The organism is Bradyrhizobium nivariense, assembly GCF_029846695.2.
Taxonomy (GTDB): Bacteria; Pseudomonadota; Alphaproteobacteria; order Rhizobiales; family Xanthobacteraceae; genus Bradyrhizobium.
In genome coordinates this window covers 1-19,826 of record NZ_JARWCR020000044.1, presented here as the reverse complement: position 1 = coordinate 19,826, position 19,826 = coordinate 1, and the positions used below count along the sequence as shown (strand labels likewise).

Below are 19,826 nucleotides of genomic sequence, written 5' to 3'. Positions count from 1 at the left end.
GGCGTCGCCGGACGGACGGGCTGCTCGTGTGCACTGACGCAATCATTCTGCAACGACGCAAAGGACGATACCGCCTATGACCAAGCGCACCCGCCGGCCCTCGGAAACGACCGGCCTGAGCCGCCGTCAATTGTTGAAGGCTGCCGGCTCGACCGCCGCCCTCCTCGCCGCCGCAAAACTGAATTTCCCAGCCGGCGCCTTCGCGCAGGACGCCGGCCCCGAGGTCAAGGGCGCCAAGCTCGGCTTCATCGCGTTGAGCGATGCCGGCCCCTTGTTCGTCGCCAAGGACAAGGGCCTATTCGCCAAATACGGAATGCCCGACACCGACGTGCAGAAGCAGGCCTCCTGGGGCACCACGCGCGACAATCTCGTGCTCGGCTCCGAAGGCAACGGCATCGACGGTGCGCATATCCTGACCCCGATGCCGTATCTGATCTCGGCCGGCAAGGTGACGCAGAACAACCAGCCGACCCCGATGTACATCCTGGCGCGGCTCAATCTCGACAGCCAGTGCATCTCCGTCGCCAACGAATATGCCGACCTGAAGCTCGGCGTTGATGCATCGCCCTTCAAGGCGGCGCTGGAGAAGAAGAAGGCCTCGGGCAAGGCCGTGAAGGCCGCGATGACCTTCCCCGGCGGCACCCATGACCTCTGGATCCGCTACTGGCTCGCCGCTGGCGGCATTGATCCGGACAAGGACATCGAGACCATCGTGGTGCCACCGGCGCAGATGGTGGCCAACATGAAGGTCGGCACGATGGACTGCTTCTGTGTCGGCGAGCCCTGGAACCTGCAGCTGATCCACCAGAATATCGGCTACACTGCGGTCACGACCGGCGAGCTCTGGAACAAGCACCCGGAAAAATCCTTCGGCATGCGCGCCGCCTTCGTCGACAAATATCCAAAGGCGGCAAAGGCTTTGCTGATGGCGGTGATGGAAGCGCAGCAGTGGTCCGACAAGGCCGAGAACAAGCCCGAGCTCGCCGCGATCATGGGCAAGCGGCAGTGGATGAACTGCCCGGTCGAAGACGTGCTCGACCGCACCGCCGGCAAGTTCGACTATGGCCTTCCCGGCAAGATGGTCGAGAACTCGCCGCACATCATGAAGTATTGGCGCGACTTCGCCTCCTATCCCTTCCAGAGCCACGACCTCTGGTTCCTCACCGAGGACATCCGCTGGGGCAAGTACGAGGTGAATTTCGATACCAAGGCGCTCATTGCCAAGGTCAACCGCGAAGACATGTGGCGCGACGCGGCCAAGACGCTCGGCGTCGCAAGCTCCGACATCCCGGCCTCCCCTTCGCGCGGCAAGGAGACCTTCTTCGATGGCAAGGTGTTCGATCCCGAAAATCCGGCCGCCTATCTGAAGTCGCTCGCGATCAAGCGCGTCGAAGTCTGATGGAGCCAGCGGCCGCCTTCGGGCGGCCGCATCGTCTTTTGAAGCCGGAGAGATATTGCGATGAACATGCCTGCCACGAAGATGGACATTGAGACCGCAAGGCCCGCTGGCATGGCCGCGCCGGTCGTCGCGATGACACCGAAGCGGCCGCCGCGGAGCGAGACATACGCGCGGATGGCGCGGGAGACCGCCGTGCGCGTAATCCCCCCGCTGGTCGTGATCGCGCTCTTGCTTCTGGTGTGGGAGCTGGTCTGCCGTCGCGCCGGCTCGGCGCTGCCGCCGCCGTCAAAAGTCTTCAAGGACACCAAGGAACTGATCCTCGATCCGTTCTTCGATCATGGCGGCATCGACAAGGGTCTGTTCTGGCATCTCTCCGCCAGTCTCCAGCGCGTCGCACTCGGCTATTCGCTCTCCGCCATCGCCGGCATTGCGCTCGGCGTCCTGGTCGGCCAGTCGGTCTGGGCCATGCGAGGGCTCGATCCGCTGTTCCAGGTCTTGCGCACCATCCCGCCGCTGGCCTGGCTGCCGCTGTCGCTCGCGGCGTTCCGCGACGGCCAGCCCTCGGCGATCTTCGTCATCTTCATCACCTCGATCTGGCCGATCATCATCAACACCGCGGTCGGCGTCCGCAACATCCCGCAGGATTACCGCAACGTCGCGGCGGTGGTGCAGCTCAATCCGCTCGAGTTCTTCGCCAAGATCATGATCCCGGCCGCCGCGCCCTACATCTTCACGGGGCTTCGCATCGGCATCGGCCTGTCGTGGCTCGCGATCGTGGCCGCGGAAATGCTGATCGGCGGCGTCGGCATCGGGTTCTTCATCTGGGACGCCTGGAACTCCTCGCATATCAGCGAGATCATCCTGGCGCTGTTCTATGTCGGCATCATCGGCTTCGTGCTCGACCGCCTGATCGCGGGCGTCGGCAAGATCGTCACCCGCGGCACCGCGCTGAACTAAAGGGGAAGCACATGACCGCTTATCTGAAGCTCGACCACATCGACAAGATCTTTACCCGCGGCGCTGCCTCGACGGAGGTGCTCAAGGATATCAACCTGACGATCGAGAAAGGTGAATATGTCTCGATCATCGGCCATTCCGGTTGCGGCAAGTCGACCCTTCTCAACATCATCGCAGGCCTGACCGTCGCCACCACCGGTGGCGTGCTCCTGGAGAACCGCGAGGTGAACTCACCGGGGCCGGATCGCGCGGTGGTGTTCCAGAACCATAGCCTGTTGCCGTGGCTGACCGTGTACGAGAACGTCAGGCTCGGCGTCGACAAGGTCTTCGCCAAAACCAAGAAGCGCGCCGAACGCGACGCCTGGGTGATGCACAATCTCAACCTCGTGCAGATGGCCCATGCCAAGGACAAGCGGCCCTCGGAAATCTCCGGCGGCATGAAGCAGCGCGTCGGCATTGCCCGCGCGCTCGCGATGGAGCCGAAAGTGTTGCTGCTCGACGAGCCTTTCGGCGCGCTCGACGCGCTGACCCGCGCGCATTTGCAGGACTCGGTGATGGCGCTGCATCAGAAGCTCGGCAACACCATTTTGATGATTACCCACGACGTCGACGAGGCCGTGCTGCTGTCCGACCGCATCGTCATGATGACGAACGGGCCGAGCGCGCGCATCGGCGAGGTGCTGGAGGTGCCGCTGGCGCGCCCGCGCAAGCGGCTCGAGCTCGCGACCAATGCCACTTACTTGAAGTGCCGGCAGCGCGTGCTTGAATTCCTCTATGAGCGTCATCGCTTCGTCGAAGCCGCGTAAATGCGTCGTTCACACAAGCGCCCGCACAAATAACAGACACCAAGCTCAATCCTTGTGCGGCGCACAAGGATTGAGCGTATCGCAAAATTTGCGTGCGAATGGAGCCCTGCAAAAATTTCGGGCCATTCGAATAAGCCTCTGAATTTCCCTGCATTTCCCGAATGCGCGCAGTTGGCACGGAAATTGAATTGCCAACTGCGACGCCAACGACGACGTCCCTCAACATCATCAATCAGCATCGTGAACTCGCCACCGGGGCTTGGCCTCGGCGCGCGCCTCCTTGCCTGGAGGCTGAGCCTGCAACGACGCAGCGGTGAGCCTAGAAGGGATACTCAATGACGAAGAATCCAACTCTGAACTCCACTTGGATTTCAGACTGGCGCCCCGAAGATGAGGCGTTCTGGAATGCGACTGGCAAGACTATCGCGCGACGCAACCTGATCTGGTCGATCGTGGCCGAGCATATCGGCTTCTCGGTCTGGCTGATCTGGAGCATCGTCACCACCAAGCTGCCGCAGGCGGGCTTCCACTACACCACCGACCAGCTGTTCCAGCTCGTCGCGGTGCCCGGGCTGATCGGCGCGTTGATGCGCTTTCCCTACACCTTCGCGGTGACGACCTTCGGCGGTCGCAACTGGACCATCTTCAGTGCGGCGATCCTGTTCATTCCGACGCTCTCGCTCGCCTATTTCGTGAGCCAGCCCGACACGCCGTTCTGGCTGATGCTGCTGATTGCCTCGACCGCCGGCCTTGGCGGCGGCAATTTTGCGTCCAGCATGACCAACATCTCCTTCTTCTTTCCTGACCGGATGAAGGGGTGGGCGCTGGGCTTGAACGCGGCCGGCGGCAATATCGGCGTCTCCAGCGTGCAGCTCCTGACCCCGATCCTGATGACGCTCGCCGTCATCAACCTGTTCCAGGCAACGCCCGTCGACGGCATCTTCCTCCAGAATGCCGGCCTGATGTGGGTGCTGCCGATCGCGATCGCGGTGTTCGGCGCAGTGTTCTTCATGAACAACCTGACCACGGCCAAGTCGTCGATCAAGAACCAGCTCGCGGTGGTCAAGCGCAAGCACACCTGGATCATGGCCTATCTCTATATCGGCACGTTCGGCTCCTTCATCGGCTACTCGGCCGCATTTCCGCTGCTGATCAAGACCCAGTTCCCGCAAGTCACGATTGCGATCGCGTTCCTGGGGCCGCTGGTCGGCTCGCTGTCGCGACCGCTCGGCGGCTGGCTTGCCGACAAGATCGGCGGCTCGGTCATCACGTTCTGGAATTTCATTGTGATGGCGGGTGCAACGGTCGGCGTGCTCTACTTCGTCGGGCATAAGGATTTCATCGGCTTCCTGTCGATGTTCCTGGTCCTGTTCGTCACGACGGGCATCGGCAACGGCTCGACCTACCGCATGATCCCGTCGATCTTCCGCGAGCAGAATTTGTTCAGGGTGCGCGGCAAGGGCGATGCGGAGCGCGCGGTCGCCTTGAAGACGGCGAGCATCGAGAGCGGTGCTGCGGTTGGCTTCATCGGCGCGGTCGGCGCCGTCGGCGGCTATCTGATCCCGACCGGGTTCGGCAAGTCGATCGCGTTGACCGGAGGGCCGCAGCTCGCGCTCGCGATCTATCTCGGCTTCTACGCCTCCTGTCTCGCGCTGACCTGGTGGTTTTATCTGCGTCGCAGCCCGCAGGGTGAGGGCGCGTCAAGCCTCGCCGGAGCGCGCGTGTGAGCATGATCCGGAAAAGTGCGTAGCGGTTTTCCGGCAAGATCGTGTTCGAGATAGAGAGTTGGTACGAATCTCGCTTCTCTCCGTACGCGGGGAGAAGCATTGCCCGACAGTTTGACCATGAACCTGGTTCGCAATGGCGCGCACCAAGGCAAACCCAACAGGCAGGAGAACATCATGACGCCAGAACAGATCACCCTCGTCCAACAGAGCTTTGCCAAGGTCGCGCCGATTTCCGCGCAGGCCGCGGTGCTGTTCTACGATCGCCTGTTCGAGGTGGCGCCATCCGTGCGCGCGATGTTTCCCGAGGACATGACCGAGCAGCGCAAGAAGCTGATGGGCATGCTCGCCGCCGTTGTCGGTGGCCTGTCGAACCTGGACTCGATTCTTCCCGCGGCCTCGGCGCTCGCGAAGCGTCACGTCGCCTATGGCGCCAAGGCCGAGCATTATCCCGTGGTTGGCGCGACCTTGCTGTGGACCCTGGAAAAGGGCCTTGGCGAAGCCTGGACGCCCGAACTCGCCAACGCCTGGACTGACGCCTACGGCGTGTTGTCCGGCTACATGATTTCCGAGGCCTACGGCGCACAGTCGCAGGCTGCCGAATAGGAGATGTCTTGTGAGTGAACCGCTGGTCATCGTCGGTAACGGTATGGCGGCCGCGCGTCTGGTCGACGAACTCGCCAAGACCGCGCTCGGCCGCTACGCGGTCGCCGTGATCGGCGAAGAGCCGCGGCTCGCTTACAACCGCGTGCTGCTCTCCTCCGTCCTCGCGGGAGAGACCGGGTCGCACGAGATCGAGCTCCGGCCGGCCGACTGGTGGCGCCATCGCGGTGTCACGGTGCGCTACGGCTATCGCGTCACCGAGATCGACACCGGCCGCCGCGAGCTCAAGATCGAAGGTGAAGAGAGCATGGAATATTCCAAGCTCGTGCTCGCCATCGGCTCGACGCCGCTGCGGCTCAACGTGCCGGGCGCCGATCTCGCCGGCGTGCACACCTTCCGCGACACCCGCGACGTCGACCTGCTGCTGACGCTCGCTGCCGCCAAGAAGCGCGTCGTCGTGGTCGGCGGCGGCCTGCTCGGACTTGAAGCGGCTTACGGCCTCGCCAAGGCCGGAGCGCCCGTGACGCTGTTGCATCTGATGGACCGGCTGATGGAGCGCCAGCTCGATGCGCCGGCGGCCGACCTGCTCAAGACGCTGGTCGAGCGCAAGGGCATCCGCATCCTGCTCAATGCCTCCACGGTCCGCATCCATGGCGAGAGCCATGTCGAAGGGGTCGAGCTCGCTGACGGTAGCCGGATCGAGGCCGACGCCGTGATCTTCGCTGCAGGCATCAGGCCCAACATTGCGCTCGCAAAGGACGCCGGCATCGCAGTCAACCGCGGCATCGTTGTCAACGACGAGATGCAGACGGCGTCACCCGATATCTACGCGCTCGGCGAATGCGCCGAGCATCGCGGCACCTGCTACGGCCTCGTCGAGCCTGCCTACGAGCAGGCGCGCGTGCTGGCGCGGCATCTCGCCGGCCGTCCCGCGGTCTATCAGGGCAGCGTGGTCTCGACCAATCTGAAGGTATCAGGCGTCAGCGTGTTTTCCGCCGGCGATTTCATGGGCGGGGAGGGCAGCGAGAGCCTCGTGCTCACCGATCGCAGGCGCGGCACCTACAAGAAGCTCGTCATCGCCGACGGCCGGCTCACCGGCGCCGTGCTGATCGGCGATACCGTCGATGCGCTCTGGTATCTCGAACTGATCCGCAACGGCGACAAGGTGGCGGCGATCCGCACCGACATGATGTTCGGCCGCGCGCTCCCGCGTCCCTCGAAAGCAGCCTGATATGACCGCGATCGATCCCACGCTCCGCGCCACCAAGACGACCTGTCCCTATTGCGGCGTCGGCTGCGGCGTGCTGGCGACGCCAGACGGCAAGGGCGGCGCGGCGATCGCGGGCGATTCCGACCATCCTGCCAATTTCGGCCGGCTGTGCTCCAAGGGCTCCGCGCTCGGCGAGACCGTCGGGCTCGAGAGCCGGCTGCTCTATCCGATGATCCGCTGCAAGGGCGTGCTCGAACGCGTCGCCTGGAGCGATGCGATTGACCACGTCGCCCACCGCATGCAGCACATCGTCGCCCGCGACGGCGCCGACGCGGTCGCGTTCTATCTCTCCGGCCAGCTTCTCACCGAGGACTATTACGTCGCCAACAAGCTGATGAAAGGCTTTGTCGGCACGGCGAATGTCGACACCAATTCGCGGCTGTGCATGTCGTCCTCGGTCGCCGGTCACCGCCGCGCCTTCGGCGCAGACACCGTGCCCGGCTGCTACGAGGATCTCGACCAGGCCGATCTGCTGGTGTTCGTCGGCTCGAATGCCGCCTGGTGCCATCCGGTGCTGTTCCAGCGCATGCTGAAGAACCGGCAGGAGCGCGGCGCGCGCATGATCGTGATCGATCCGCGCCGCACCGACACCGCGACCGACGTCGATCTGTTCCTCGGCCTCAAGCCCGGCACCGACACGGCGCTGTTCTCCGGCCTGTTCGTTCACCTCGCCGACAATGGTGCCCTGGATCAGGACTACATCGCGCAAAACACGTCCGGCTTTGACGACGCATTGGCGCGCGCGCGCAGCATCGCCGGCAGCGTCACCGCGACCGCACTGGCGACCGGCCTCTCCGAGCAGGACGTCGCCGCCTTCTTCAAGATGTTCCGTGACACCGAGCGCGTCGTCACGCTGTATTCGCAGGGCGTCAACCAGTCGGCGCAGGGCACTGACAAGGTCAACGCGATCCTGAATTGCCATCTCGCCACGGGGCGGATCGGCAAGCCAGGGGCCTCACCGTTCTCGCTTACCGGCCAGCCCAACGCGATGGGTGGCCGCGAGGTCGGCGGCCTCGCCAACCAGCTCGCCGCGCATATGAACTTCACGCCGCCGGACATCGACTGCGTGCGGCGGTTCTGGAAGGCGCCGCGCATCGCCACCCATGAGGGGTTGAAGGCGGTGCAGCTATTCGAAGCGATCAACCGCGGCGAGGTCAAGGCGCTGTGGGTGATGGGCACCAATCCGGCGGTGTCGCTGCCCGACGCGGATTTCGTGCGCGAGGCGCTGAAGAAGCTCGAATTGTTCGTCGTCTCCGAGAACGTGCTTTCCAACGACACGGTCGATGCCGGCCCGCACGTACTTCTGCCCGCGCTCGCCTGGGGCGAGAAGTCGGGCACCGTGACCAACTCCGAGCGCCGCATCTCGCGCCAGCGCTCGTTCCTGCCGGCGCCGGGCGAGGCGCGGCCGGATTGGTGGATCCTCAGCGAGACCGCCAAGCGTCTCGGCTTCGGCGACAGCTTCAACTACAAATCGGCCGCCGACATCTTTCGCGAGCACGCCGCGCTCTCGGCGTTCGAGAACGATGGCAGCCGCGACTTCGACATCGGCGCGCTGACCTCGCTGTCCGACGAGGCCTTCGACGCCTTGAAGCCCGTGCAGTGGCCCGCGCGCGAAGGCGAGGCGCCCGGCGAACGGTTCTTCGCGCAGGGCGGCTTCTTCACCAATGACGGCAAGGGCCGTTTCGTTGCCCCGGAAGTGCCGGCGCTGCGTGGCGAGACCGGACCGTCGCGGCCCCTGCGCCTCAACACCGGGCGCATCCGCGACCAGTGGCACACCATGACGCGCACGGGGCTCAGCCAGCGGCTCGGCGCGCATCTGCCCGAGCCGTTCGTCGAGGTCCATCCCGATGACGCCAACAAATACAACATCGGCCATGACGGCTATGCCCGCGTCACCACCGACTACGGCCAGTGTATCCTGAAGGCGGTCGTCAGCGAGCGGCAGCAGCGCGGCACGCTGTTCGCGCCGATCCACTGGAGCGCGATGAATGCCTCGCACGGCCGCGTCGGTGCGCTGGTCGCACCGTTCACCGATCCGTTCTCCGGGCAGCCGGAGTCGAAGGCAACACCGGCCGCGATCGTGCCGTATGAATACGTCTTTCGTGGGTTTGCGCTCTCGCGACAACGGCTCGATCTGCCGTCGAACCTGATGTGGACCCGTGTTACGGTCGCCGGCGGCTTCGGCTATCTCTTCGCCGACAATGCGGATCTGTCGCGCTGGCCGGCCTGGCTCGAGAGCGTCGCGGGCGAGGACGTCGCCGACTATCGCGACTTTGGTGGCGGCGTCTACCGCGCCGCGTCGTTCGCGGGCGACCGCATCGAAACCTGCTTGTTCGTCGGCCCAGCGCATGATGCCGGCGACTGGGAGGTGGTGAAGAGCCTGTTCGTGGCCGACCATGTCACCGACGACCAGCGCCGCATGCTGCTCTCCGGAAAGTCCAGCGAAGGTGCCGCCTCGACCGGCCCTGTCGTCTGCGCCTGCTTCGGCGTCGGCCGCGGCACCATCTGCGACACCATCGCCGCAGGTGCGCGCACGGCCGCCGAGATCGGCGCAAAGCTCAAGGCCGGCACCAATTGCGGATCCTGCATCCCCGAGCTGAAGCGGCTGATAGCTACGACCGAGGTGGCGCCGGCGAAGCAGGCCAAGCTCGCCGGCGCGGCGGGGTAGGGGTTTTAAGAGAGGGTCTCGTGCCCCGGACGCTGCGCAGCACGGAGTGGTGCGCAGCAGAGCCGGGGCCCACCTGGCAAACGTTTGTTGTGGCTTTTCTGGGTCCCGGCTCTGCGCAGCAACGCAAAGGGCGTTGCAGCGCGTCCGGGACACGAGTGCGGTATGGGCTGGTACGCAGCTATGCCGCCCGCACCAATCGACGTCCCCGCGATTGTGCCCTATGTTGCCGCGCTCTCCCATCAACAACAACAAAAACAACCATGATGTACCTGGAAACGCCGCCGCGCCCGATCGAGACCAAGCTCTTTTCCGCGATGCCCGACAAATTCCGCCGCAAGGGCGTGCGGACGGATTGGGCCGATGCCAACCGGCCGGGTGTGCCGACCGATAGCTTCATCGAAGGGCCGTCGTTCGACAAGGACGGCAATCTCTACATCGTCGACATTCCCTTCGGCCGCATCTTCCGCATCGCGCCTGATGGCGAGTGGTCGCTGGCGATCGAATATGAGGGGTGGCCGAACGGGCTGAAGATCGCGGCCGACGGCCGCATCCTGGTCGCCGACTACAGGCACGGCATCATGGAGTTCGACGCCAAGGCTGGCCGCATCAAGCCTGTGCTGACTGCGCGCAATTCGGAATCGTTCCGCGGCTGCAATGACCTGCATCTCGCCTCGAACGGCGACATCTATTTCACCGATCAGGGTCAGACCGGCCTGCACGATCCGAGCGGTCGTGTTTTTCGCCTGACGCCGAACGGCCGGCTCGATTGCCTGATCGACACCGGTATTAGTCCGAATGGCCTGGTGCTCGATCCAACCGAGACCGTGCTGTTCGTCGCGATGACGCGCGACAACGCAGTGTGGCGGCTGCCGTTCATGCAGGACGGCAGCGTGTCGAAGGTCGGCCGCTTCTGCTCGCTGTTCGGCACCAGCGGGCCCGACGGCATGACCATGGATGCCAAGGGCCGCCTGTTCGTCGGTCACGCTTCGCTCGGCTATGTCTTCGTGTTCGCGCCGAACGGCGAGCTGATCGCGCGGATGAAGTCGTGTGCGGGGCCGAACTGCACCAATGTCGCGATCGGTGGCGCAAGCAGGGATCGTCTCTACATTACGGAATCGGCGACGGGCAGCGTGCTGGTCGCGGATATCAGCGGACTGAACTCTTGAGCTCAGTGGTGGTTGTTTGAGCGAGAGATCGGTATCGGAGAAGACAATGAAATCGAATCCCTTCGGCCAGGCTGGCGCCAACGTCTCCGTCATTGGGCAGGGCACCTGGTATCTCGACCATGGCGATCGCAAGCGTGCGATCGCGGCGCTTCAGCGCGGGCTTGATCTCGGCATGACCCACATCGACACCGCCGAGATGTATGGCGATGCCGAGCTCGTCATTGCCGATGCGATCACGGGACGACGCGACGAGGTGTTCCTGGTGTCAAAGGTGCTGCCGAGCAACGCCTCGCGCGGCGGAACCATCACCGCCTGTGAGCGCTCGCTGAAGCGGCTGAAGACGGATCGGCTCGATTGCTATCTGCTGCATTGGCGCGGCTCGTATCCGCCGGAGGACACCGTCGCCGCGTTCGAGGATCTGGTGAAGGCCGGCAAGATCAAGTCCTGGGGCGTATCCAATTTCGACGCCGATGATCTCGACGAGATGCTCGACGTTGCCGGCGAAGACCGCATCGCCTGCAATCAGGTGCTCTATCATCTGAGGGAACGCGCGATCGAGCATGCGGTGATCCCGTGGTGCGAACAGCATGGTGTCGCCGTGGTCGCCTATTCGCCGTTCGGCCACGACGATTTCCCTACGAGCAACAGCAAGGGCGGCTCCGTGCTCGCGCGCATCGCGGAGGCGCGTCGCGCGACGCCGCGCCAGGTCGCGCTGAGCTTCCTCACCCGTGCAACTACGGTGTTCGCGATTCCGAAGGCGTCGTCCGCGGAACATGCCGGCGAAAATGCAGCGGCCGGCGATCTCGTGCTGACGAAAGACGAGATTGCGGCGCTCGATGCGGCGTTTCCGCGCGGTCCGAAGCCGCGCGGCCTGCCTATGCTGTAGTGCACAAAAGCCTATTATTAATGGAGTCTTGACGCACGCGGACGTGAGCGCATATCGGCATCCTGTTTTCAGAAGTTGTGAAAGCGTCGCAATTATCGTTTTTTACGACCATTCCCGATTCGCCTTTCCTAGGTTCCAGCCGTGACACCGCCGCCCGCCGCAGCCGCAAGGCTCGACAGTATTTCCGTGCCCATGCCCGAGAAGAAGAACGTTGGCCGCCGTGCACCCGCGCGCGTCGATCATCCCTTCAAGGGCATTGCGCTGGTGCTGTTGTCGACAGTGTTCCTCGGCTGCTCCGACGTCACCGCGAAATATCTGTCGACGAGCCTGCCTTCGATCGAAATCACCTGGATCCGCTTCGTGACGTTCGCGCTGATGTTCACGCCGGTGATGCTGCCGCGCTCGCCGCTCTATGCGATGCATACCGAGCGGCTCGGTTTGCAACTGATGCGCGGTGCCGCACTGCTTGGCTCCTCGCTATTCTTCATCACCGGCCTGGGCTTCCTGCCGATCGCGGAAGCCTCCGCCACTGGCTTCGTGTCGCCGCTGTTCGTCACTGCGCTGTCGATCATCTTCCTGAGCGAGAAGGTCGGCATGCGCCGCTGGATCGCGACGGCGATCGGCTTGATGGGCGTGTTGATTATCCTGCGGCCGGGCTCGAGCGCGTTTCACGTCGCCGCGGTCTTCCCGATCATCTCGGCGTTCTGCTGGGCCGCCGCGCTGATCCTGACGCGCATGATCAGCGGGCGGGAAGCGGTCGTCACCACGATGGCCTATTCCGCGCTCACCGGTGTTGCGATCCTCACCGTGATGGTGCCGTTCGTCTGGGTCACGCCGGGTTGGACCGCGATCGGGCTCGGCATCGTGATCGGCGTCGCGTCCACAGTGGGCCAGTGGATCGTCGTACTCGCCTATCGCTATGGCGATGCCTCGGTGCTTGCGCCGTTCTCCTACACGCAATTGCTCTGGGTCAGCATTTTGGGCTTCTTCATCTTCGGCGAGTTGCCCGACGTCTGGACCATCGCCGGCGCGGCCTTCATCGTCGCCAGCGGCCTCTACATCGCCCATCGCGAGCGCATCCGCCGCGCCCAGCTCCTGATCCTGGAAGAGCGTTCGCCGAACGCCTGACGCAATATCACGCACGCCGCTTCGTGCTATCAATGGCTCCAACAACAAGGGAGGAGCCGGATGCGCGCTGCGATCTTCAGGAACGGTGAGATTGTCGTCGACCGGATGGCCGAGCCGAAGCCGGGCCCCGGCCAGGTGCTGGTCAAGACGCTCGCCTGCGGCATCTGCGGCTCCGATTTGCACGCGCGCCAGCACGCTCATCGCATGGTGGAGATGGCGCGGAAGACCGGGCGCAAGCCGATGGATCTCGCTCGCGACGTCGTGTTCGGCCACGAGTTCTGCTGCGAGATCGTCGATTACGGTTCCGGCACAACGCGCAAGCTCAAGCCCGGCACACACGTCTGCTCGCTGCCGGCTCTCGTGACGCCGCAGGGCATCGAAGGCATCGGCTATTCCAACGACAATGTCGGAGGCTACGCCGAGGCGATGCTGCTCAGCGAGGGGCTGCTGCTCGAAGTGCCCAATGGTCTCGCGCCGGAACATGCCGCCCTTACCGAACCGCTCGCGGTCGGCGTTCATGCTGTAGCCAAGGCCAACATTCGAGGCGGCGAGGTGCCGCTCGTGATCGGCTGCGGACCGGTCGGGCTCGCGGTGATTGCCGCGCTCAGGATCAAGGGCCTGCATCCGATCATCGCCGCCGACTATTCGCCGGCGCGGCGCGCGCTTGCGGCAAAACTCGGCGCCGATATCGTCGTCGATCCTAGGGTGTCACAGCCCTACGCGACCTGGGCCGAGCACGCGCAGATGTCGGACGCGGAGAGGGCGGCGCGGCCGCCGTTCCAGGCGATGCTGCCCGCGCTGAAGCCCGCGATCATCTTCGAATGCGTCGGCGTGCCCGGTCTGTTGCAGCAGGTGTTCGAGGGCGCGCCGCGCGATGCCAGGGTCGTCGTCGTCGGCGTCTGCATGGAGACCGACAGAAGCGAGCCCATGCTCGGCATCATGAAGGAGCTCAACGTCCAGTATGTGCTCGGCTACGCGCCGGACGAATTCGCGGCCTCACTGCGCCTGATCGCGGAAGGGCAGGTAGATGCCGCAGCGATGGTGACGGCCGAGATCGGCATCGACGGCGTCGCAAAAGCCTTCGCCGACCTCGCCAACCCTGAAGCCCACACCAAGATCATCGTGCAGCCGTGGCGATGATCGCTGGTCGGGAGTCTCCTTGTGGCCATCCTTCGAGACGCCCGCTTTGCGGGCTCCTCAGGATGAGGATTTGATTTGCGACGAAATGCCAATCCCTCATGGTGAGGAGCCCGCAATGCGGGCGTCTCGAACCATGCAGGCCGAGCACGCCCATTTCGGCACCCCTTCGTCAATATTTCGAAGGCACGTTCATCTCCGCCGGAATCGGCCCGCGGTGATAGTCCGGATTGCGGACGCGCGGCGGCAGCACCACCGGCGCGCGCTCGACTTCCTGGTAGGGCATCTGGCTCAGAAGATGCGAGATGCAGTTGAGCCGTGCGCGCTTCTTGTCGACGGCATCGACGATCCACCACGGCGAATCCGGCAGATGCGTGTGCTCCAGCATCGTCTCCTTGGCCTTGGTATACGCTTCCCAGCGGCTGCGGGCCTCGACGTCCATCGGGCTCAGTTTCCATTGCTTCAGCGGATCCCGGATGCGCATGGTAAAGCGGAACTGCTGCGTGTCGTCCGTGATCGAGAACCAGTATTTGATCAGGATGGTGCCCGAGCGGATCAGCATCCGCTCGAATTCGGGCACCGACTGGAAGAATTCCTGGTACTGCTCATCGGTGCAGAAGCCCATCACGCGCTCGACGCCGGCGCGGTTGTACCAGCTGCGATCGAACAGCACCATCTCGCCGCCGGCCGGCAAATGCGCGACGTAGCGCTGGAAATACCATTGCGTGCGCTCGCGCTCGCTCGGGGCGGGGAGCGCCGCGACGCGGCAGATGCGGGGATTGAGGCGCTGGGTGATGCGCTTGATGACGCCGCCCTTGCCGGCGGAATCGCGGCCCTCGAACAGCACCACGACCTTCTTCTTTTCGCTCTGCACCCAGTCCTGCAGCTTGACCAGCTCGCCCTGGAGCCGCAGCAACTCCCGGAAATAGAGCCTCCGATCGACCGTCGGGCGGAGCGTGTCGGTCTCGTCCAGCAGCTCGTCGAGCCTGCTGTCATCCAGCTCCATCTCCAGCTCTTCGTCGAGATCGTCGGTCATTTCTCGGATGATGCGCTCGCGTTTGGCCATTTCAGGGGTGCGGTCGGATGCGGTCATGGGGCTCTCTTTTCGGCGGGGGTGCCTGTCGCCCGTGACCATCGGCGGGGTTTATTGCGGCCATGTGACAGCGGCGGCCGGGTCAGCCGTCACACCGGCAGCGCGATCGAATATTTCACCTGGCTGAGCGCAAAACTGGACTCGATCGAAGCGATGCCGTCGAGCCGGGTCAGCTTGGTCTTCAGGAAGGTTTCGTAGGAGGCGAGATCGGCGGCGACCACGCGCAGCAGATAGTCGCGGTTGCCGGTCATCAGATAGCACTCCAGCACCTCGTCCCATTTCGAGATCGCGCGCGCGAAGCGGTTGAGATCCTCCTCCTTCTGCCGCGCCAGCTTGATCGAGATGAAGACGCTGACATGCAGCCCTAACGCCTTCTGGTCGACGGTCGCGATGTAGCGCGAGATGACGCCGCGCTCCTCCAAGAGTTTGACCCGGCGATGGCAGGGCGAGACCGACAGCCCGACCTTGTCGGCGAGTTCCTGCATGGTCAGCCGGCTGTCGGTCTGGAGCAGTGCGAGGATTTTTCGGTCGATGGCGTCGAGCTCTGGCATTGGGATAAAACCCCTGTTTGTTGGCGATCCATTGGTAAAGTATCCCAATATCCGCGGGTATGGCGCGAAAAATTGAGAAATTTGGCGCAGCCGGCAGGGGTATGATCGAGGCCTTGTTTCCGGGAGCATTGCCATGCCCGTTGATACCGCCCGTCTCGACACATTGACCGCGCTGGCCCGCAAGGCGCTGTGGCTGTCGTCATGGACGATCCATCACGCCAACCACATCCGCACCAGCTCGGACGGCCTGAAGGTCGGCGGCCACCAGGCCTCGTCGGCTTCGCTCGCCACCATCATGTCGGCGCTGTATTTTTATGTGTTGCGGCCCGAGGATCGCGTCGCGGTGAAGCCGCATGCGAGCCCGGTGTTCCACGCCATCCAGTACCTGTTCGGCCGGCAGACCCGCGAGAAGCTGGAGAATTTCCGCGGCTTCAAGGGCGCGCAGTCCTATCCCTCCCGCACCAAGGACGTCGACGACGTCGATTTCTCCACCGGCTCGGTCGGCCTCGGCGTCGCGCAGACGCTGTTCGCCTCGCTGGTGCAGGACTACGTCAAGGCGCATGGCTGGATGAAGGATCGCCGCGAAGGGCGGATGATTGCCCTGGTCGGCGATGCCGAGATGGACGAGGGCAACATTTTCGAGGCGCTCGCCGAAGGCTGGAAGCACGGCCTGCGCAACACCTGGTGGGTGGTCGATTATAACCGCCAGTCGCTCGATGCCGTCGTCCGCGAAGGCCTCTGGGAAAAGTTCGAGACCATGTTCCGCAATTTCGGCTGGGACGTGGTGATCGTGAAATACGGCCGCCTGATGCGCGAGGCCTTTGCCGAGCCCGGCGGCGAGGCGTTGAAGCGCTGGATCGACAATTGCCCGAACGCGCTCTACGCCGCACTGTGTTTTCAGGGCGGCGCGGCGTTCCGCAAGCATTTGCATGATGAAATTGGCGATCAGGGACCTATCACGCAACTGATCGACAAGCGCAGCGACGACGAACTGCTTGCGCTGATGTCGAACCTCGGCGGCCATGACATGGCGAGCATGCTGGAGGCGTTCGAACAGATCGATCACGATCGCCCGGTCTGCTTCATCGCCTACACCATCAAGGGCGTTGGCCTGCCGTTCCAGGGCCACAAAGACAATCACGCCGGCCTGATGACGGTCGCGCAGATGGAGAAATATCGCGAGAGCCAGAACATCCGGCCTGGGCACGAATGGGACAGATACGAGGGTCTCGCGCAAGACGCCGCCGAGCTCGACGCCTTCCTCGCGCGCGTGCCCTTCAACCAGGACGGCCGCCGGCTCACTGCGCCTGTTATCGAGGTGCCCTCGCAGCTCGCCTTCAAGCCGTCGCCGCAGATGTCGACCCAGCAGGGCTTTGGTCTGGTGCTGAACGAGATCGCGCGCAGCGACGGCGAGCTGGCAAGACGCATCGTCACGACATCGCCCGACGTCACCGTCTCGACCAATCTCGGTCCGTGGGTAAACCGGCGCGGACTGTTCGCGCGCGGCGAGAAGGCGGACTTATTCCGCAGCGAGAAAATTCCCTCCACGTTCAACTGGGACTTTTCGCCAAAAGGCCAGCATCTCGAACTCGGCATCGCCGAGATGAATCTGTTCATCATGCTTTCGGCGCTCGGCCTGTCGCACCAGATCAACGGCGAGCGGCTGCTGCCGGTCGGCACGCTCTACGATCCCTTCATCGAGCGCGGGCTCGATGCGCTGAACTATGCCTGCTACCAGGACGCCCGCTTCATGGTGGCGGCAACGCCGTCGGGCATCACGCTCGCGCCCGAAGGCGGCGCGCATCAATCGATCGCAACGCCTTTGATCGGCATGGCGCAGGACGGCCTTGCCTCGTTCGAGCCGGCCTTCGTCGACGAGCTCGCCGTGATCATGGCTTTCGGCTTCAACCACATGCAGCGCGATCCGGGCGAGGGCGGCTCGATCTATTTGCGGCTCTCGACGCGCAGCATCGAGCAGGCGCAGCGGATCATGACGCCGGAGCTTGCACAGGGCATCACCGACGGCGCCTATTGGCTGCGCAAGCCGGGCCCCAATGCCGAAGTCGTGATCGCCTATACCGGCGCGGTCGCGCCGGAAGCGATCGAGGCGACCGGCTTCATCGGCGAGAGCCGCCGCGACATCGGCCTGCTCGCGATCACCTCGGCGGATCGTCTCCATGCAGGTTGGACCGCCGCACGGAAATTGCGCCGTGATCGGAGAGGCGTGCAGCATCTCAGCCACATCGAAAAACTGCTCGCGCCGCTGCCGCGCGACTGCGGCATGGTGACCGTGATCGACGGCCATCCGGCGGCGCTTGGCTGGCTCGGCAGCGTCCGCGGCCATCGCCTCGAGGCGCTCGGCGTCGAGCAGTTCGGCCAGACCGGTACGATCTCCGACCTCTACCGCCACCACGGCATCGACGCCAACGCCATCATCGATGCGGCCGAAAGCCTCACCACCGGCGCGCCGGTGCTGCATCGGAAGATGGCGGTGTAATCGCTCGCGTGGGCCCGGCTCTGCAGCGCATCGCTGAAGTAGCGCTGCGCTGCGTCCGGGGCACGAGAGTGGTTCGGCTCGGTAAAATCTCGTGTCCCGGACGCGGCGCGGCATGAAATGACGCGACGCTGAGCCGGGACCCATGGCGCTTGCCTCGGGTGAAGGCCCGCCCCATATTCCGCCCGTTCGCCGCAACGCTGGCCCCGCATATGGCGGGTTCAATTGCTGGCGCTTTCGTGCAAGGATGCCTGCCGAAACGCCCCCTCCAAGCCCCAAGAAGAGGTTCACAATGGTCAATCGCATGCAATTCTACATCGACGGCGCCTGGGTCGATCCCGCCGTCAAGAAGTCCACTGCCGTGGTCAATCCGGCGACGGAAGAGGCGATGTACGAGATTGCGCTGGGCTCCAAGGCCGACGTCGACAAGGCCGTCGCCGCCGCCAAGCGCGCGTTCGTGACATTCTCCCAGACCAGCCGTGACGAGCGCGTCGCGCTGCTCACCAAAGTCATCGAGATCTACAAGGGCCGGCTCAAGGAGATCGGCGCCGCCGTCTCCGACGAGATGGGTGCGCCGCTGCCGATGGCGGAGAAGCTCCAGGCCGGCGCCGGCCTCGGCCACCTCATGACCACGCTCGACGTGCTCAAGAACTATCATTTCGAGGAACCGGTCGGCACCGCCATGGTGCTGCGCGAGCCGGTCGGCGTGGTCGGCATGATCACGCCCTGGAACTGGCCGCTCAACCAGATCGCCTGCAAGGTCGCGCCCGCGCTCGCCGCCGGCTGCACCATGATCCTGAAGCCGTCGGAGTTCACCCCGACCTCGGCGCTGATCTTCGCCGAGATCCTGCATGAAGCCGGCGTGCCGAAGGGCGTGTTCAACCTTGTCAACGGCCTCGGCCCCGAGGTCGGCGCCGCCATGAGCGAGCACCCCGATATCGACATGATCTCGTTCACCGGCTCGACCCGCGCCGGCATCGACGTTGCCAAGCGCGCAGCCCCGACCGTGAAGCGCGTCAGCCAGGAGCTCGGCGGCAAGTCGCCGAACGTCATCCTCGAAGGCGCCGACCTGCAGAAGGCGGTGACCGGTGGCGTGATGCACATGTTCAACAACTCCGGCCAGTCCTGCAACGCGCCCTCGCGCATGATCGTGCCGCTGTCGAAGATGAAGGAAGTCGCCGCGATCGCGAAGGCTGTGGCCGACAAGACCAAGGCCGGCGATCCGCGCGCCGAAGGCACCACCATCGGCCCCGTGGTCAACCGCGGCCAGTGGGACAAGATCCAGGGGCTGATCAAGAAGGGCATCGACGAGGGCGCAACGCTCGTGTCCGGCGGCCCCGGCCTGCCCGAGGGCGTCAACAAGGGCTTCTATGTCCGCCCGACCATCTTCGCCGACGTCACCCCCGACATGACGATCGCCCGCGAAGAAATCTTTGGGCCGGTGCTCACCATCATCGGTGCCAAAGACGAAGCCGAGGCCGTGCACATCGCCAACGACACGCCCTATGGGCTCGCCGGCTATGTTACGGCCGACACGGTCGAGAACGCCAAGCGGGTCGGCCGCCAGATCCGCGCCGGCAACGTCAACCTCCAGGGCGTGCCCAACGACCGCAGCGCGCCGTTCGGCGGCTACAAGCAGTCGGGCAACGGCCGCGAGTGGGGCAAGTACGGCCTCGAGGACTTCCTCGAGGTGAAGGCCGTCGCCGGCTTCAACGCGGCGTAAGCCTCGTCGCCTGAAACGAACATGACGCCGGAGCGGGAAACCGCTCCGGCGTTTTTTTGTTTCGTCATTGCAACGCTCGCAATGGTGCGAAGAATCGTAGATGGGGTAACGGGCCCGCCTCATCAGCCAAGCCGCGCTAGCTACGGCGCTATGTGATGGCGCGCGTCGCGCGGCTTGGCTGGAAGGTTGGCGGTCGTCCCTCACATTGATGGTGTAACGGA

General features: G+C 64.4%; 15 protein-coding genes. 13 read left to right on the top strand and 2 right to left on the bottom strand.

Annotated features, from left to right (window positions below; translation table 11 throughout):
• The first annotated feature begins 76 nt into the window (after window positions 1–76).
• The 11 genes from QCM77_RS29175 to QCM77_RS29125 all read left to right on the top strand — a co-directional run bounded on the left by QCM77_RS29175 (window position 77) and on the right by QCM77_RS29125 (window position 13,747).
• A complete protein-coding gene (locus QCM77_RS29175; RefSeq protein ID WP_279685912.1) occupies window positions 77–1,399 on the top strand; it encodes a CmpA/NrtA family ABC transporter substrate-binding protein in 1,323 nt (440 codons plus the stop codon).
• Window positions 1,400–1,459: 60 nt separating this feature from the next.
• On the top strand, window positions 1,460–2,356 hold the full coding sequence (gene ntrB, locus QCM77_RS29170) for a nitrate ABC transporter permease (RefSeq protein WP_279667105.1): 897 nt from the start codon (window positions 1,460–1,462) through the stop codon (window positions 2,354–2,356).
• Window positions 2,357–2,367: 11 nt separating this feature from the next.
• Window positions 2,368–3,162, top strand: coding sequence for an ABC transporter ATP-binding protein (locus QCM77_RS29165; protein ID WP_211397035.1), 795 nt, complete (start codon window positions 2,368–2,370; stop codon window positions 3,160–3,162).
• A gap of 335 nt (window positions 3,163–3,497) precedes the next feature.
• Window positions 3,498–4,889 (top strand): MFS transporter, encoded by a 1,392-nt coding sequence (locus tag QCM77_RS29160; protein ID WP_279685910.1) that lies wholly within the window; start codon window positions 3,498–3,500, stop codon window positions 4,887–4,889.
• Between the two features lie 174 nt (window positions 4,890–5,063).
• Complete coding sequence (locus tag QCM77_RS29155; protein WP_279667100.1) at window positions 5,064–5,492, top strand: globin family protein; 429 nt, start codon at window positions 5,064–5,066, stop codon at window positions 5,490–5,492.
• Window positions 5,493–5,502: 10 nt separating this feature from the next.
• Window positions 5,503–6,720 carry an NAD(P)/FAD-dependent oxidoreductase gene (locus QCM77_RS29150; RefSeq protein ID WP_279667099.1) on the top strand — a complete coding sequence of 406 codons (1,218 nt, stop codon included), beginning with the start codon at window positions 5,503–5,505 and terminating at the stop codon, window positions 6,718–6,720.
• Window position 6,721: 1 nt separating this feature from the next.
• Window positions 6,722–9,427: a nitrate reductase gene (locus QCM77_RS29145; RefSeq protein WP_279667098.1), complete on the top strand. Its 2,706-nt coding sequence runs from the start codon at window positions 6,722–6,724 to the stop codon at window positions 9,425–9,427.
• A 263-nt stretch (window positions 9,428–9,690) separates the two neighbouring features.
• Window positions 9,691–10,593: an SMP-30/gluconolactonase/LRE family protein gene (locus QCM77_RS29140; protein WP_279667152.1), complete on the top strand. Its 903-nt coding sequence runs from the start codon at window positions 9,691–9,693 to the stop codon at window positions 10,591–10,593.
• A 46-nt stretch (window positions 10,594–10,639) separates the two neighbouring features.
• Complete coding sequence (locus QCM77_RS29135) at window positions 10,640–11,479, top strand: aldo/keto reductase (protein ID WP_279667097.1); 840 nt, start codon at window positions 10,640–10,642, stop codon at window positions 11,477–11,479.
• A gap of 186 nt (window positions 11,480–11,665) precedes the next feature.
• Complete coding sequence (locus QCM77_RS29130) at window positions 11,666–12,607, top strand: DMT family transporter (RefSeq protein ID WP_279667151.1); 942 nt, start codon at window positions 11,666–11,668, stop codon at window positions 12,605–12,607.
• 60 nt (window positions 12,608–12,667) lie between these two features.
• On the top strand, window positions 12,668–13,747 hold the full coding sequence (locus tag QCM77_RS29125; protein WP_279685909.1) for a zinc-binding dehydrogenase: 1,080 nt from the start codon (window positions 12,668–12,670) through the stop codon (window positions 13,745–13,747).
• A 169-nt stretch (window positions 13,748–13,916) separates the two neighbouring features.
• On the opposite strand, the gene ppk2 is transcribed toward QCM77_RS29125, so the two are convergent.
• Both ppk2 and QCM77_RS29115 read right to left on the bottom strand, forming a co-directional pair.
• Window positions 13,917–14,837, bottom strand: coding sequence for a polyphosphate kinase 2 (gene ppk2 / locus QCM77_RS29120; protein ID WP_279685907.1), 921 nt, complete (start codon window positions 14,835–14,837; stop codon window positions 13,917–13,919).
• Window positions 14,838–14,926: 89 nt separating this feature from the next.
• Window positions 14,927–15,388 (bottom strand): Lrp/AsnC family transcriptional regulator, encoded by a 462-nt coding sequence (locus QCM77_RS29115; protein WP_074122330.1) that lies wholly within the window; start codon window positions 15,386–15,388, stop codon window positions 14,927–14,929.
• Between the two features lie 133 nt (window positions 15,389–15,521).
• Here QCM77_RS29115 and QCM77_RS29110 point away from each other — a divergent pair, with 133 nt between their 5' ends.
• Window positions 15,522–17,885, top strand: coding sequence for a thiamine pyrophosphate-binding protein (locus QCM77_RS29110; RefSeq protein ID WP_279685904.1), 2,364 nt, complete (start codon window positions 15,522–15,524; stop codon window positions 17,883–17,885).
• Between the two features lie 289 nt (window positions 17,886–18,174).
• The gene (locus QCM77_RS29105; protein ID WP_279685903.1) at window positions 18,175–19,605 is read left to right on the top strand and encodes an aldehyde dehydrogenase family protein; all 1,431 of its coding nucleotides are present in this window, start codon (window positions 18,175–18,177) and stop codon (window positions 19,603–19,605) included.
• Window positions 19,606–19,826 lie beyond the last annotated feature (221 nt).